Raw genomic sequence first — 16473 nt, 5'->3', positions numbered from 1 at the left:
TAAAATTTAAAAATCATGAAACGCCTGTTTACTGTTTTATTATTTCTTCTATTCGGTGCCTCGTCTGTTATGGTGAAAGCCCAAACTTCCACTTATGATTTGGTTATATATGGGGGGACATCCGGAGGAGTTGCAGCGGCCATTCAAATGTCTCGAATGGGTAAATCAGTAATTCTAATTGAGCCTTCAAACCATTTGGGTGGTTTGACAACAGGGGGCTTGGGAGCAACAGATATAGGCAACAAAGATGTGATAGGGGGTATTTCCAGGGAGTTTTACCAAAACATAATGGAATACTATAAGGACCCCTCTACATGGAAATATGAGGATCGGTTGGCCTACTTATCTAGGCCAGACCAAACAAGATCAAATGATGGTGAAGATGCCATGTGGACTTTTGAACCATCCGTAGCCATGAAAATTTATCATGAAATGTTGGCTGCAGAAGATGTTACACTGGTCATCGGAAAACGACTGAACAGGCAAAGCGGTGTAAACTCTCAAAACAACAAAATTATTTCCATCACTATGGAAAGTGGAGAGACTTATTCCGGTAAAATGTTTATGGATGCAACCTATGAAGGAGATTTTATGGCTGCTTCCGAAGTGAGTTATACTACAGGAAGGGAGGCCAATAGTCAATATGGAGAAACATTGAATGGTGTACAGGCCAATAAATATAACCTTACTTTAAAAGGGAATGTTTCCCGAAATGCCATTCACCACAATTTTGTTCCCGGAGTAGACCCATACATAATTAAAGGTGATCCTTCCAGTGGCTTATTGCCTTTTATTATTGAAGGTGGTCCGGGAATAGACGGGACAGCTGACAAAGGAATTCAAGCCTATTGTTACAGGATGACCTTAACAAATCATCCGGAGAATAGAATTCCATTTGAGAAACCCGACAATTACAAGGAACTAGAATATGAGTTGCTATTTAGGAATTATGAAGCAGCTAATGGGCCTCTTGAGGAGATGTACCACTATGGTGATCCATTGGTTCCTTGGATCAATACCCCCATGCCAAATAAAAAAACAGATACCAATAACCAGAAAGGCTTTTCAACAGATTTTATAGGTCAGAATTTCGATTATCCGGAAGCAAGCTATGCCGAAAGGGAAGCTTATGCCCAAAGGCAGTTGGAATACCAGCAGGGGTTAATGTGGAGCTTGGCTTATCATCCAAGAATTCCAAAGAAAGTCAGAGATGTGGTATCTAAATGGGGGATGACTAAGGATGAGTTCAAGGATAGAAACGGATGGACCCCGCAACTTTATGTGAGAGAAGCTAGGAGAATGGTAAGCGATTATGTGATTACTCAGGCGGATTGTGAAGGTATGGTACCTCAGGTAGAAGATGGTGTAGGAATGGGCTCATATGGGATGGATTCTCACATGGTTCAGCGCTACGTAGACCATAATGGTTATGTACAGAATGAAGGTAATTTTGAAGCCAGAGGATTAACTGCTTATCCCATTCCTTACCGGTCTATTGTGCCCAAAAAAGGTGAGAAGGAGAATCTTTTTGTACCGGTTTGTATTAGTGCCAGCCATGTTGCTTTTGGGTCAGCTAGAATGGAACCGGTCTTTATGGTTTTGGGCCAATCAGCAGCCACAGCAGCTTCTTTGGCCATTGATCGAGGTGTAGCCGTGCAGGATTTGGATTATTCTTTATTGAGGGAGGTACTCCTTAGAGACAATCAAATTTTGAATTACTAGAAACAATTGCTTGGCCTCTTGTCGGTTATCGATGCGAAATTAGTTAACAAGGGCCAAATAAGGAGAGAACTCAAATAAAATCTAAAAACCATCTTATGTCTGATCAACCGAAAAACCACCGCAGAAAATTCTTAAAAAAAGCTTCCGGTACTGCCGCTTTGGCCCTTGGATCTCCCTCAGTTTTTGCCGGAACCATAAAGGGGGCTAAGTCATCCGCCTACCTCGAGTTGTTCCAAAGAAAACCTATAGCTTCGAATGATAATATTCGGATAGCAGTGATCGGTACCGGAGGTATGGGTATAGGAGATGTAAATACAGCCTTGATGGTAGATGGAGTTGAAATTGTGGCTGCCTGCGACCTGTATGATGGAAGGCTTACCCGGGCTAAGGAATTGTGGGGGGCTGATATATTTACCACCAAGGATTATCGAGAGATACTGGAACGGGCAGATGTGGATGCTGTCATAAATGCAACCACTGACCATTGGCATCAGAAAATTAGCTTGGATGCTATGGATAAAGGCAAACATGTCTATTGTGAAAAACCTATGGTGCAGCGTTCAGCGGATGGGCATGAAATCATTGCCAAGCAAAAAAGTACTGGATTGGTTTTTCAGGTAGGTAGTCAATATGTTAGTTCAATAATACACGCCAAGGCAAAAGAACTCTTGGCGGCAGGTGAAATAGGTGAAATCAATTTTGCAGAAGCCCAAATTGACAGGCATAGTGCGAGAGGAGCTTGGCAATATACTGTTCCGCTGGATGCATCTACGGATACAGTGGATTGGGATACTTATATTTCAAATGCGCCAAAAAGAGAATGGGACCCATTACGTTTTTTTAGGTGGAGAAATTACCAAGATTATGGAACGGGCGTAGCAGGTGATTTGTATGTGCATATGCTTTCCATGTTACATTTTGTAACCGGCTCCAAGGGCCCTGAAAGAGTGCAAGCAACCGGAGGCTTGAGGTATTGGAAAGATGGAAGAGACGTACCCGATATTCATTTGGGATTGTTTGATTATCCCAAAACCAATGCCCACCCTGCATTTAATTTATCCTTAAGAACCAATCTGGTAAGTGGTGGAGGGAATAATTTTCTTTTTAGAATTGTAGGGTCCGAAGGGGACATAACGATAGACTTTAATGGATTAAAACTACGCAAAACTCCATTTCCAAAAGACCCGGGAATGTCCTTGAATAGTTTTCCGGAAGCCATGCAGGAGGCTTTAAAAGCTGCCCATAGAGAAAAATATCCACAAAAAGCTGAAATGGTCGGGCCCAAGGAATTTGAATTTAAGGTTCCTTCCAATTATAAAGGGGATAGGTATGAGCATTTTGTTAATTTCTTTGAGTCTATTCGGAATGGGAAACCTGTGGTAGAGGATGCCGTCTTTGGCCTCCGTGCTTCAGGTCCTACAGAAGCAGGAAATATCAGTTATTTTGAAAAGAAAATTGTCGGTTGGGACCCCATTGGAATGAAGCTTAAAAATCTATAGGTATTAATAAATAATGGTAGCAATGCGATACCCTTCTTTTTACTTAACCTATCATTCAGTAAGGGTTAGAAAATGGAAAAAATGAATTCAATAAATAAAACAATAAACTAATTAAAATTATGAGAAAAACAGGTACTATCAAGTCTGTCTTTTTAAGCCTCTCACTGCTTTGGGTGTTCATGGCTTGCGGTCCGGCTGCTGAACAAGAAGAAATTACAGATGTGGTCGTCTATGGAGGCACTTCCGGCGCAGTAACAGCAGCCATTCAGGCAAAAAAAATGGGTAAATCTGTCATCATGGTTTCCCCTGATATTCATTTAGGAGGTTTGACTTCCGGTGGGTTGGGTTGGACAGATACCGGAAAAAAGGAAGTGATTGGTGGTTTGTCCCGTGAATTTTACCAACGCGTGTATGATAAGTATGCGGAGGATGATGCTTGGAAATGGGAGGCTCAAAGTGATTTTGGAAACAAAGGACAAGGAACTCCGGCCATAGATGGTAAATTCAGGACCATGTGGATATTTGAACCACATGTGGCAGAAGAAGTCTATGATGAATGGGTTGAAGAATTAGGTATTGAGGTTCTTCGTGATGAATGGCTAGATAGGGAGTCTGGAGTAACGGTTGAAAATGGAAAAATCACTGCAATTCGGACTTTAAGTGGGAAAGAGTTTAAAGGTAAAATGTTCATCGATGCGACCTACGAGGGAGATTTAATGGCAGCTGCCGGTGTAAGTTATCATGTGGGTAGAGAAGGTACCGACGTTTATGGTGAAGAGTGGAATGGAGTGCAAACCGGAGTTTATCATCACAGACATCACTTTCAAGTGCTGGATCAACCCATTGATCCTTATGTGATTCCGGGAGATCCTTCCTCCGGCTTATTGCCAAGAATAAGTGGTGAAGATCCCGGCGTGAAAGGTGAAGGGGATAATAAAGTTCAGGCTTACTGCTTTAGGACTTGTATGTCTGTACATCCGGACAACCAAGTTCCTTTCCCTAAGCCGGATAATTATGACCCTTCCCAATATGAGGTGCTTGGACGAATCTTCGATGCAGGATGGGACGAGTGGTTTGGAAAGTTTGACATGATCCCGAATAAGAAAACGGATACCAATAACCACGGCCCCTTTAGTTCTGATAATATTGGAATGAATTACGATTACCCTGAGGCCAGCTACGAACGCAGGAGAGAGATCATAAAAGAACATGAAGATTACCAGAAAGGATTGCTATATTATGTAGCCAATGATCCGAGAGTACCAAAAGCAACTCAAGATGAATTTAAAAAATGGGGATTGGCCAAGGATGAATTTACCGACAATGGCAACTGGCCTCATCAGATTTATGTAAGAGAAGCCAGAAGAATGATAGGGAAATATGTGATGACTGAAAATGAATTGATGCAAAAAAGACCAACTCCTGAATCAGTAGGCATGGGGTCATATAGTATTGATTCGCACAATATTCAACGTTATGTGGATGAAAATGGACATGTACAAAATGAAGGAGATATAGGTGTGCATCTTAAGCAGCCTTACGAAATTGCTTATGGATCTTTGGTCCCTAAGGCGGATGAAATTCAAAACCTCGTAGTACCTGTAGCTGTTTCCGCAAGTCATATCGCATTTGGTTCCATTCGAATGGAACCCGTATTTATGATCCTAGGACAATCTGCTGCTACTGCTGCTGTGATGTCCATAGATAAAGAAATAAGTGTACAGGAACTTCCTTATTCTGAATTGAAAGCCAAATTGTTGGAAGATGGACAGGTGCTGACAGTTGCGGATAAAATTCAATAAGTCTTGGGGTTTGAAATTAAAAATTAAATGAATCTAAGTGGACCATTTATACCTATTAAAAGCGTTTTTTAATATAAGGTTTGGTTCACTTCTTTCATTCTGATAAAAATTTAATTGTTGATAAATATGGGGTTATCCGTAAATTCTGTCGGTAAGATCTTTGTGTTTTTTTGCTGTATGTGTGCTTTTTATGCCTGCAAACTAGAAGAAAACGAAAAAGCCAAGCCAAACGTTTTGATCATTCTTACAGATGATCAAGGTTGGGGAGATTTAAGTTTTACGGGTAACCCTAATTTAAAAACACCACATATAGATAGACTAGGTGTAGAAGGAATTAGTATTGATCGTTTTTATGTATCGCCTGTTTGCTCTCCAACTCGAGCAGAAATGCTTACAGGAAGGTACCATTTGCGTGGAGGGGTAACTGGGACTTCAGCAGGGCAGGAAAGACTTGATCTGGATGAGATAACTTTTGCTGAGGTGCTCCAAAAGGAAGGGTATGTTACGGGAGCCTTTGGAAAATGGCACAATGGAATGCAACATCCCTATCATCCCAATGCTAGGGGCTTTGAAGAATTTTACGGTTTTTGTAGCGGACATTGGGGCAATTATTTTAGCCCTCCATTAGAACACAATGGAAAACCCGTACAAGGACAGGGTTTTCTTCCAAACGATCTTACATCCAAGGCCATGGCTTTTATAGAGGAGAATAAAGACAAACCGTTTTTAGTTTACTTGCCACTCAATACTCCTCATTCCCCCATGCAGGTACCAGACCGTTGGTACGAATCCTTTGCCGACAAAAAGCTTGATAGCCTTGTCAATAAAGAAGATCCTGCATTTACAAAGGCAGCTTTGGCCATGTGTGAGAATATCGATTGGAATGTGGGTCGAGTGATGGACCAGTTAAAGAAGCTTAAACTAGAAGAAAACACTATTGTGATTTATTTTAGTGACAATGGTCCCAATAGTTTTAGGTGGAACGGAGGAATGAAAGGGAGAAAAGGTTCTACAGATGAAGGAGGGGTAAGAAGTCCTTTTTTTATGCAATGGAAAGGAACAATTCCCGCGGGGAAAATTATCAAGGAAATTGCAGGAGCTATTGATCTTTTTCCAACCTTGATGGATTTGTTAGGTATTTCTTACCATACAGATCAACCGATCGATGGGAAAAGCTTAAAACCTTTAATATTCAATGAAAACGCTTCTTGGGAGGAGAGAAATCTATTTCGTCACTGGAATAGTCGAACCAGTTTAAGGAGCCAAGAATTCCTTCTTGATCACGAAGGAAACTTGTTTGATATGGTTAAGGATCCTTATCAACTACACCCAATACAAGATAGTAAGCCGGAGTTAACAGCGAAACTAAGCTCAGCAAAAGAGGCTTGGGAAAAAGAGATGGCTGATGAATTAGAAAAAGACCTTACAACACGCTCATTTACCTTAGGCGCTCCCGGGGCAAAATACACACAGTTGCCTGCCCGAGATGGAGAAGCACATGGGCAAGTCCAAAGATCCAATCGCTTTCCCAATGATTCATTTTTTGAAAACTGGCGAAGTTTGGAAGACAGTATCATTTGGGAGGTAGAAGTGCTGGAGGCCGGTAAATATGAGGTTGAATTATATTATACCTGCCCGTCGGATGATGTAGGTTCCACTTTTAGGCTTCAATTAGGTGCAAATTATATTGATGGAAAAGTGGAAGTAGGGCATGACCCACCGTTAATGGGAATGGAAAATGACCGAGTTGAAAGAATGGAGTCTTATGTTAAAGATTTCAAAGACATGCAATTAGGGGAAATCGACTTAGAAAAAGGTGAGGCAACCTTATCTCTGACAGCGCTCAATATCCCGGGGAGCCAAGTAATGGATTTAAGATTAATTGTATTTACAAAAACCAATTGATGAAAAATAATGAAAAAAAATATTAACTACTTAGGTTTACTTTGCTTGATTTTTTCAAGCGTCATGAGTTCTTGTTCATCTCCTGAAAAATCGGAGGAAAAAGTCTACGATGTGGTCGTGTATGGTGCAACCTCTTCCGGAGTCATCGCAGCTTACACCGCCAAAACAATGGGGAAATCCGTTTTGTTAATTGAACCCAGTCAACACCTGGGGGGGCTGACTACCGGAGGCTTAGGGTATACAGACATTGGGAATAAGTTTGCTGTAACAGGACTGTCCAGAGACTTTTATAGAAAACTTGGGGATCATTATGGGAAATTTGAACAATGGATATTTGAACCCAGTGTAGCCAAAGCCACATTTCAAGAATACTTGGATAAGGCTGGAATTACTGTTCAGTATGGATTTAGGGTTCAGGAGGTTGAGAATAAGGAGGGTACAATAACCAAAATAGCTCTTGAAAATGCCGCCAACCTTTCAGAACCTTTACGAGAAGTAGCCGGTAAAATGTTTATTGATGCCACCTATGAAGGCGATCTTATGGCTAAATCAGGGGTGACCTATGCCATTGGAAGGGAAGCCAATGAGGTTTATGGTGAGACATACAATGGTGTACAGCTAATGAACGGTCATCAATTTCCAGATGGAGTGGACCCCTATAAAGTCTCGGGAGATCCATCAAGTGGACTCCTTTGGGGGATTAGTGAAGGGACACTAGCTGAGGATGGTACAGGAGATGATAAGATTCAAGCTTATAACTATAGGATTTGCCTGACCAATGATCCCGATAACAGAATAGAAATCACCAAACCTGAGGGTTATGATCCTTCAATGTTCGACCTATTGGTAAGGCTTTTTGAGGCTCAGCCGGAAAAAAGAACGATTAACCAGTATTTTATTTGGAGTAGAATGCCAAATAACAAGACAGATATTAACAATAGGGGAGGTTTTTCCACTGATATGATAGGGATGAATCATGAATATCCGGAAGGGAGTTATGAAAAACGCCAGGAAATTATCGATGCGCACACTTTATATACCAAATCCCTGCTTTATTTTTACAAAACAGATCCGAGAGTTCCCAAAGAACTTCAAGATTTTATGAAGGAATGGGGTTACCCAAAAGACGAATATGTAGACACTGATCACTGGACTCCACAGCTTTATGTGCGTGAAGTGAGAAGGATGGTAGGAGAATATGTGATGACCCAAGCCAATTGTGTAGGTGAAGAAGTTGTGGAAGATGGTGTTGGGATGGCTGCATATACTATGGATTCTCATAATATCCAGAGAGTGGTGGTTGAAAAGGATGGGGAAAAGATGGTGAAAAATGAAGGCAATGTTGAAATAGGAGGATTTGGTCCTTACCCAATTGCCTATCGATCCATTATTCCTAAAGCAAATGAAGCGAAAAATCTATTGGTTCCGGTGGCTTTGTCTGCCAGTCATATAGCTTACGGCTCTATTCGAATGGAGCCTGTCTTTATGGTGCTTGGTCAATCGGCTGCAGTAGCGGCTAGTTTGGCATTGGATGAAGGGCTATCCGTCCAAGATTTGTCCATCAAAAAATTACAAGCAGAGCTTAGGTCTAACCCATTGGCAGATGGAAGTACTGCAGAGATTTTAGTGGACAACGATGATGATGGGGTAGTGGTTAATGGTGAATGGGAACAACAAAATAGGCATGGCTATGGCCCTACACTTTTGAAAAGTTCAGGAAGTAATAATGCTATTAACACGGTAAAGTTCAGTCCGAAAGTGGTTGAAAATGGAGATTATGATGTTTATGTCTATTTTTCCAGAACTGAGAATGCGAGTAGTCAAACGAAGATTACCATTTCTGATGGGGAAACAGAAAATGAAGTTATTGTAAAAGAGTCTGACATTAGGGTGGAAGGTCAAACCCGAGGAGAATGGGTGAAAGTTGGATCTTATAGCATTGAAGTTGGGACAAATCCCTTTGTAACAGTAAGTACAGAGGGTTCCGATGGAACGGTTGTGGCCGATGCGGTGCTTTGGGTACCAGCAAAATAATTTTAAATTAACAGAATCAACCATAAAAAAAATCCCCAAATCCAAAAAGGGCCTCTTTCTTGGGTTTGGGGATTTATTATTTGTCACTTGCCCTGCTATATCCAATGCATCATTTTTTAATCCAGAGGATCAATAGACCATTAGGATTAAGCAATTCTGGGCCTATTTTTGATCGGTAAATCTTCATGTGATAAGCATAGATCCAGGTTATAAATCTCGTTTTTTTAGAATGGTTCTGAAAGTTAAATTAACTCGAGGACCAAATACCCTTTTAGTAGGAGGTAATCGATGAAGCCAATAGTTTTGGGTGCTTCCTTTCATTACTAACAAGCTTCCATTTTCTAAAATTAGCTCTTTTTTAATTTTAGTTTCTTTGTGCTTAAAAGCAAACTTTCTTTCTGCACCCAAACTTAAGGAAGCAATTGAGCCATGTTTTTTTAAGTCCTTTTCTGCATCACTGTGCCAAGCCATGCCCTCGCTACCATCATGATAAAGGTTTAGTAAACAAGAGTTATAGGTATCACCTGTTTGTTTTTCTATCAAAAGCTTCAAATCAAGAAGGGCTTGAGTCCAAGGAAGTGCGGATTTTGTAGTTTTGGAATAGGTATATTCAAAGGCTTCCTCTCCATACCATGCCACTTTTCTTTTGGTGATAATTTTTTTACCGAAAATGATGGCCTCATCATTTTTCCATTCGATAGAATCCAATAAAATGGAAAAATATTTATCTGCCTCCTTTTGATCAAGTACTTTTCCGAAATAATTTACAGTACCATCGAATGGGAGAATGTTTTTATTAGGGTCCTTTTCTCGTTCAAATAATTCCATTTCTCTACTTGGAGGGTAATTAATTTTTAACTTGTTTATAATCAGTTTCAACTATTTTTTTTATCCCCAAGTCATAGGAGGTTGGTGTAAAATTAAAAGTCTTTTCAAATTTACTGCTGTCAAAAACATAATCCCTATCATACTGATATAGCATTTCCACAGATTCTTTCATAATGGAGTTGAATAATCCCATCACTTTAACAAGAAACTTAGGTGCTAGTTGAGTTTTGGGCTCGGTTTTTAGTTCTTTTGCAATTTTTTCGATCCATTGTTTACCGGTATAAGGTGCAGAAGCAGTCGGTAAATGCCAAACTTCTCCATAAGCCTTTTCAGTATTGCCTAGTAGAGCGGTGGCAATTGCAGCATCAATGGAATAGGTGAAAGAATGCAAAAAACGGTCACTGATTAGCCAATTTGCCTTTTTACCATGGCTAAGTGGTTTGAAAACAGTTTCAGTAAGAAGGCTATTATTTGATATTGAAGGACCATAGAAATCTGCTGATCTAGCTATAAGCGCTTGGATTTTATTTTTTTTGATCGCATCCAAAATCATCTGTGCAATTTTCGCCCTAATAAGGCCTTTCTTGCTTGATGGGTTCACTGGCGTTTCCTCAGTCATTCCGTTGAGAAAATTGGGGTCATACATGTAGATATTGTCAAAAAAGACCAGCTTACAGTTCTCTTCAGAACAAATAGTTATTAGGTCTTTAATGAAAGGTATCCATTTCTCAGCCCACTGCCTATGGCTGTAGGTAAATCCAACAGTGACATATACAATTGAAGAACCGTCTATGGCTTTTTTTAAAGCTTTGGCATCTAACACGTCTGCAGGAAATGTTTCATCCGTTTCATTTACCTTTTTGGGGTTTCTGCTGACTAGTCTTATTTGCTGCGTATAAGCTGCTAAAGCTTTAGCTAATTCTGTACCTATTGCACCACTTGAACCTAGGATTGTTTGCATAATAAGGGGTATATTTATTCACTCTTTACATATTATTTCTGATTCATTAAAAAAAGCAATTGTGAAAAATGCATTTTATTTCTCAATCACTTTCTCCTTTACCCCATTGCTTTTAGCCTTTAAATAAGCGCCTTCAGGTACCTCCGGGTAAATTTCATTGTATTTTAAAACCTGATTCATCCCAATTCTCCTGTTGATATGTTCTCTGTTGAGTTTTTCAGTTTTCCTTATTCCTGATGCAGCAATTAATTCAATAAAACTTTTCACAGTCTCTTCGTGAAAATTGGCCACTCTTTGAGCCTTGTCTTTTACCACCAAACCCTTCATTAAACTTTTGTCTTGGGTTGCAACTCCGGTAGGGCAGGTATTGATATTGCATTCCAAGGCTTGAATGCAGCCGGTAGCAATCATCATGGCTCTGGCACTATTGACCATATCTGCTCCTATGGCTATTGACCTGGCAATATCAAATCCACTTAATACTTTTCCGGAAGCTATCACTCGGATGTCTTTCTTCAAACCATAGCCCCTGAGAGTATCTATGGCAAAGGATAATCCATCCTTTAAGGGCATTCCCAAGGAATTTGAAAATTCAATGGGTGCAGCCCCTGTGCCACCTTCGCCACCATCTATGGTGATAAAGTCCGGTTTGATGCCCAGCTTAACCATGGCTTCACACAAGCCTATAAATTCGCTTTTTTTGCCAATACAAATTTTAAAACCAATGGGTTTTCCTCCGGATAAATCCCTTAATTTTTGAATAAATAGCATCAATCCCTCTGCATCTTCAAAAGCTGTATGTTTGGGTGGGGAATGAACATCGGTATGGGGTTTTACATGCCTGATGGCAGCAATTTCTTCGGTGTTTTTGGCAGCCGGCAGAATGCCTCCATGTCCAGGTTTGGCCCCTTGGGATATTTTAATCTCTATCATTTTGACATTGTCAAGGATAGCGCTTTGTTGAAATTTTTCTTCACTAAAATTGCCTGCTTCAGTTCTACAGCCAAAATAACCGGTGCCAATTTGCCAAATTAAATCTCCTCCGGGTTCCAAGTGATAGGGACTTATTCCCCCTTCCCCTGTATTATGGGCGAAGCCGCCAATTTTTGCTCCGGTATTCATCGCCAACACCGCATTTTTACTTAAGGAACCAAAACTCATCGCTGAAATATTTAAAATACTTGCTGAATAAGGTTTTAAACAAGCTTCTCCTCCTACTAAAACTCTGGATTCATGATGTACATCCGCGTGGTTGTTGGCATAAATGGAATGGTCCATCCATTCATAGCCAGTGGCATATACATCCATTTGGGTGCCAAATGGGGTGGTGTCATTGACCTTTTTTGCTCTCTGGTAAATCAGTGACCTGTAAATTCTGTTGATGGGCCTTCCTTCTGTATCCGTTTCCACAAAATATTGCATGATTTCAGGTCTGATATCCTCTAGAAGATACCTGAAATTCCCTATAACAGGAAAATTTCTCCTGATGGTATGCTTGGTTTGTAAAATATCAACCAACCCAATCACCATTATGGGAATGACTATCCATAAAATCCAAAGGATAGAGGGCATAAAGAGATAGATTGCAGGTATACAGATAAGTGCAATGATTGAGGAGGCGATGAAAATTTGCTTTGGCTTCATTGTTATTTTGCTTCAAAATTTATTGTTACTGATCATAGGTGTTTTCACGAGTCACCTAGCTGACAACGAAACTATTTCTCTTCAAGTTCGAATAAGAGATAATGTCAGCTGAATAATAAGTGCATGGGTTCTTTCGCATTCTAACTCCAAATTAGTGATTTTTTTCAAGATCAATGGCGCTTTAGTTACACTTAACACTTGAGACTTGCTTTTGATAGGGTGTAAGGGCGTATTCATTCTATCAAACTTTGTTAATAGAACCTAAAATTGATTTCATTGTTTCAGCAGTATTAAAGTGATTATTGCAAAAAAAGCAACCCTTTTAGGGGCTGCTTTGAAAATTGTACTTGAAAAATGGAGTTAAGGGCAATCTCCTTTTCTATATTTAACCGATATTATCATTGAAAATAGCATTATTCTTTTGTTGTAATGATCACCACACCATTGGGTGCATTGTACTTTTTCATAGCATTTTCTCCTTTTAACACTTCTACGGACGCTATATCTATTGGATCAAGCTTTTCCATGTCTCCTTTTTCCGCCTTGATTCCATCAATGATAATTAAGGGTTGTGTTTCATTATTGTTTCCATCCTTGAACCTAATTTTAACTTGATCCTCTTTTTTTGATTTGGTTTCAATTAAAATCACTCCATTTGGGGCATTGTACCTTTTCAAAGCCTGTTCATCCTTAAGTACGCTAATGGTCGCTATTTTATCAGTATCCAACAACTCAACAATTGCATGGTCGTATTTTTTACCATCTATGTAGACATCTGGATTGTCATTATTTTTAATAGTGATTTCAAGCTTTTTTTTGATGTCTTCATTGCTTTCCTGAGCCTGGATACTACAAAACGGCACAAGTGCTATACCGATAATTAATAGTAGTTGTTTCATTGTGAATTGTTTTTAAAGGTTAAATTTTTCTTAATTATTTTGAAGCATATATGATGATGATATCATCTTCATAAAGCACTTTTTTATTCTTTTTATTAATGTTGTCATTTTCAAACATAGCCATAGCCTCCTTTAGTAAGGCCTGATTTTCTGCAAGGCTTTTAGTTTCTGGAATTGGTTCTGGTCTAAAATAAATCAACAAGAGTAGAAGGGATGCAGCGATGGACATAAACCCAACGATTAGCTTTCGGCTTTGGCTCTTTTTTTCTTTTTTATTAATGGCTTCCCAAACTTTAGCATTTAGATCTGCTGCTGGAATTTTCTTTTTCCCGTTTACATACCTTAGCCATTGTGTTTCTAATGACTTTTTATCAGTTGAATTTTTGAATAACAACGCTTCTTCTTCAAGTGTACTGTGTCCTTCAGCATACTTTTTCATTAAATCTTTAAATGTCCCCTTTTCCATAGCAGTATGTTTTTTGGAGTTCTATCGCCACTTGTTGCCTTGCTCTGAACAAAAGAACCCTAATATGGTCAACTCTTAATTTTGTCAATTCTGCAATTTCAATAAATTCCATCCCGTCTAAATCTCTCATGATCATGACTGCCTTTTGTTGTTCGGGAAGCCTTTCCAATATCCCCTCTATATTGTGTTTAAGTTCCTGCCATTCATAGGTGTCATGTTCAGGTTCTGAAGCCAATAATTGGGTTTTGGCATCATATTGATCTTCTGGAGGTTTTTTCTTTTTGATCAAGTCAAGGCAATAATTCCTTGCCGTCAAGAAAATAAATGCTGGAAGATTGGGATGGTTTTTAATTTGTCCTCGATGCTCCCAAAGCTTAATCATGATTTCTTGTATGGCATCCTCCGCATTTGCATGGCTACCTAACATCCTTGCCACCATTGGGTACAAGCGTTCTGACATTGAAATCACCCTATTTTTAAATTCTTCCGTTTTCATCTTGTACCTATATGACGAAATAAAGCCTGTTCCATAACAACAAAATGAAGATTTCGGTGAAAATTTCTATTTAGATCCTGCGGAGGATGTGTTAAACCTTAGAATAGAGGTGATTTTCCATAAATATTTAGACCTATTTATTTTATCATTCTAAATAGGAATAAGTTAAAATTTACTAATAGTTAAATCCATTCCAATGTATAAAATGATTTTTTAATAGAACGGATATTAGAATAACCCGTTTGCATTGAAAAAGCTTAAGGGTCACCGGTGTAAAATTCCATGAAAATTATTTAATTATAAATTAACAATAGGATAATTGTGATATGGGTAGGTTTGCATTGGTTGAAAATAGTAAAATAGCGAATAATATTTTTTTTACTTTGTAAGTAGTACAAGGGTATTTAATTGTCATATTAAATGACAGGCGAAATAAAACCATAAACAATAATGCCAGAACCCAGAATTTCTATTAATAGTAAAAGGCTCATGTCACCTATCAGTTTAGAGGAAACCTCCGTTTCCAATTCAACTGATAAAATGAATGATGAACAGCTAATTTGTCATGCGCTAAAAAAAGATCCTAAAAAAGGAATGGGAATGATTTTCCGACGCTACTACCAACCGCTTTGTTCTCATGCTGTTCGCTTTGTAGGGTCAAGAGAAGTTGCACAAGATTTGGTTTCTGACCTATTGGTTCATTTTTATGATCAAAAGCTTTATTTGAAGGTAAATTATTCCATTCGCTCCTATTTGTTCCAATCTGTAAGAAACCGAGGTTTTAATTATTTAAAACATGATTTGGCACGAAAGGGAGAGTTGAGCACCACTTCAGAGCCAAGGATTCCTGAGACTTACCAACCGGATAGCATTACGGAATACGAAGAGCTTTACCAAGATTTTGAAAAAGCCATTGAAACTCTTCCCGGACAACGAAGGAAAATTTACCTCTTGTTCCAATTTGAAGGGAAAACCATGAAGGAGATTTCCTCAGAAATCGGGCTATCTGTCAGAACCGTAGAAACACAACTTTATCGTTCAAAAATTGCCATTCGCCAATTGCTAAAGGATAAATGGCTGCTTTGGCTAATGCTTTTTACGCAGCTATTTAAGTGAATTTTGAGCATTCACACGCCTTTTCCTAACCAATAACTCGAATAATAATGCATGATAAAGAAACCATAAGGGATTTACTTATTAAATATTTTAATGGATCGGTCTCCGTAATCCAAAAAAAGTGGATTGATGATTGGGTCAATGAATCCACAAGAAATGAGGAATTGTTTTATTCTTGTTTGGAAGAATGGGAAAGACAAAACCTACAATACATAGCTGATGTCGAACAGGCATTCCTAGATTTTAATAAAAAAATAGATCATGTAGTGCCTCATAAAAGTGAGAATAATACTAGGCCGACAAAACCCAAATTGCCGGCTTATAAACTCTTTATGGTAGCCTCTGTAGTATTCATTGCCTTAGTTTTTTCCGGGGCTTTGGATTTTGTATTGGTAAAAACCTACAGTTCAGGCTATGGAGAGTTGTCTACTGTGGCATTAAATGACGGCACGCTGGTTTATTTAAATGCCAATAGCCAATTAAAAACTGCTCGGTTTACCTTTTTTTCTGACAAAAGGCAAGTTGAATTGTCCGGGGAAGCCTCTTTTGATGTTGCCCATGACCCATTCAATCAATTTATCGTCCAAACAAAAAATGGTTTGGACGTGGTGGTACATGGTACAGAATTTACTGTTTACAACCGTCACCAAAATACAGAAGTACATTTAAAATCGGGAAAAGTTGAATTGATCAAGCACAATGCCACCGGTAGGGAAACTGTGATAATGAAGCCGGGAGAAAAAGTCCGAATGGAACCTGATGGCGATTTACAAAAGAAAGTAGTAAAGACAGCTGAAGAATTCGCTTCATGGAAAGAATACCGCTATGTCTTTAACCAGACGAGTCTGGCTGAAATCTCGGATCTAATCAAGGATAATTATGGTGTGGAAGTGGAAATATCCGCGGACTCAATCAAAAATTTAACTGTTTCCGGTTCCTTTCGCTCAGAAGACGCTGAGGAATTTGCTACTGCGGTAGCTCAGGTCTTAGGTATTTCTATGGAAGCAGGTGAGCATATTTTTAGATTTTATGATGCTGAATAAGGGCTTTACTCCCCCCTCATATCTAAAAATTTTCTTTCAATAGTTATTTCCGCCAATT

General features: G+C 39.1%; 13 protein-coding genes. 7 read left to right on the top strand and 6 right to left on the bottom strand.

Annotation, left to right across the window (positions count from 1 at the left end; all coding sequences use genetic code 11):
* Positions 1-15 precede the first annotated feature (15 nt).
* The 5 genes from Q4534_RS17930 (at position 16) to Q4534_RS17910 (ending at position 8962) form a co-directional block, all read left to right on the top strand.
* Positions 16-1722 (top strand): FAD-dependent oxidoreductase, encoded by a 1707-nt coding sequence (locus tag Q4534_RS17930; RefSeq protein WP_303614530.1) that lies wholly within the window; start codon positions 16-18, stop codon positions 1720-1722.
* 95 nt (positions 1723-1817) lie between these two features.
* Positions 1818-3221: a Gfo/Idh/MocA family protein gene (locus Q4534_RS17925; protein WP_303614529.1), complete on the top strand. Its 1404-nt coding sequence runs from the start codon at positions 1818-1820 to the stop codon at positions 3219-3221.
* 119 nt (positions 3222-3340) lie between these two features.
* Positions 3341-5023 (top strand): FAD-dependent oxidoreductase, encoded by a 1683-nt coding sequence (locus Q4534_RS17920; RefSeq protein ID WP_303614528.1) that lies wholly within the window; start codon positions 3341-3343, stop codon positions 5021-5023.
* A 126-nt stretch (positions 5024-5149) separates the two neighbouring features.
* The gene (locus tag Q4534_RS17915) at positions 5150-6928 is read left to right on the top strand and encodes an arylsulfatase (protein ID WP_303614527.1); all 1779 of its coding nucleotides are present in this window, start codon (positions 5150-5152) and stop codon (positions 6926-6928) included.
* 9 nt (positions 6929-6937) lie between these two features.
* Positions 6938-8962 (top strand): FAD-dependent oxidoreductase, encoded by a 2025-nt coding sequence (locus tag Q4534_RS17910; RefSeq protein WP_303614526.1) that lies wholly within the window; start codon positions 6938-6940, stop codon positions 8960-8962.
* Between the two features lie 207 nt (positions 8963-9169).
* Here Q4534_RS17910 and Q4534_RS17905 read toward each other — a convergent pair whose 3' ends face one another.
* From Q4534_RS17905 to Q4534_RS17880, 6 genes are all read right to left on the bottom strand, one after another.
* Positions 9170-9790, bottom strand: a complete 621-nt coding sequence (locus tag Q4534_RS17905; RefSeq protein WP_303614682.1) for an alpha-ketoglutarate-dependent dioxygenase AlkB — start codon at positions 9788-9790, stop codon at positions 9170-9172.
* Positions 9791-9809: 19 nt separating this feature from the next.
* Complete coding sequence (locus Q4534_RS17900) at positions 9810-10751, bottom strand: NAD(P)H-binding protein (protein WP_303614525.1); 942 nt, start codon at positions 10749-10751, stop codon at positions 9810-9812.
* Positions 10752-10826: 75 nt separating this feature from the next.
* A complete protein-coding gene (locus Q4534_RS17895) occupies positions 10827-12395 on the bottom strand; it encodes an FMN-binding glutamate synthase family protein (RefSeq protein WP_303614524.1) in 1569 nt (522 codons plus the stop codon).
* Positions 12396-12808: 413 nt separating this feature from the next.
* Positions 12809-13294: a TonB-dependent receptor plug domain-containing protein gene (locus Q4534_RS17890; protein ID WP_303614523.1), complete on the bottom strand. Its 486-nt coding sequence runs from the start codon at positions 13292-13294 to the stop codon at positions 12809-12811.
* A gap of 34 nt (positions 13295-13328) precedes the next feature.
* Positions 13329-13760: a hypothetical protein gene (locus tag Q4534_RS17885; RefSeq protein ID WP_303614522.1), complete on the bottom strand. Its 432-nt coding sequence runs from the start codon at positions 13758-13760 to the stop codon at positions 13329-13331.
* Positions 13741-14256, bottom strand: coding sequence for an RNA polymerase sigma factor (locus Q4534_RS17880; protein ID WP_303614521.1), 516 nt, complete (start codon positions 14254-14256; stop codon positions 13741-13743). Before Q4534_RS17880 ends, Q4534_RS17885 begins: the two co-directional genes overlap by 20 nt.
* Before the next feature lie 450 nt (positions 14257-14706).
* Between Q4534_RS17880 and Q4534_RS17875 the strand changes: the two genes are divergently transcribed.
* Complete coding sequence (locus Q4534_RS17875) at positions 14707-15372, top strand: sigma-70 family RNA polymerase sigma factor (RefSeq protein WP_303614520.1); 666 nt, start codon at positions 14707-14709, stop codon at positions 15370-15372.
* A 47-nt stretch (positions 15373-15419) separates the two neighbouring features.
* A complete protein-coding gene (locus tag Q4534_RS17870; RefSeq protein ID WP_303614519.1) occupies positions 15420-16415 on the top strand; it encodes a FecR family protein in 996 nt (331 codons plus the stop codon).
* Positions 16416-16473: the final 58 nt, after the last annotated feature.

The organism is Cyclobacterium sp. 1_MG-2023 (assembly GCF_030546805.1).
GTDB lineage: Bacteria > Bacteroidota > Bacteroidia > Cytophagales > Cyclobacteriaceae > Cyclobacterium.
This window is presented reverse-complemented; position numbering and strand designations above follow the sequence as displayed.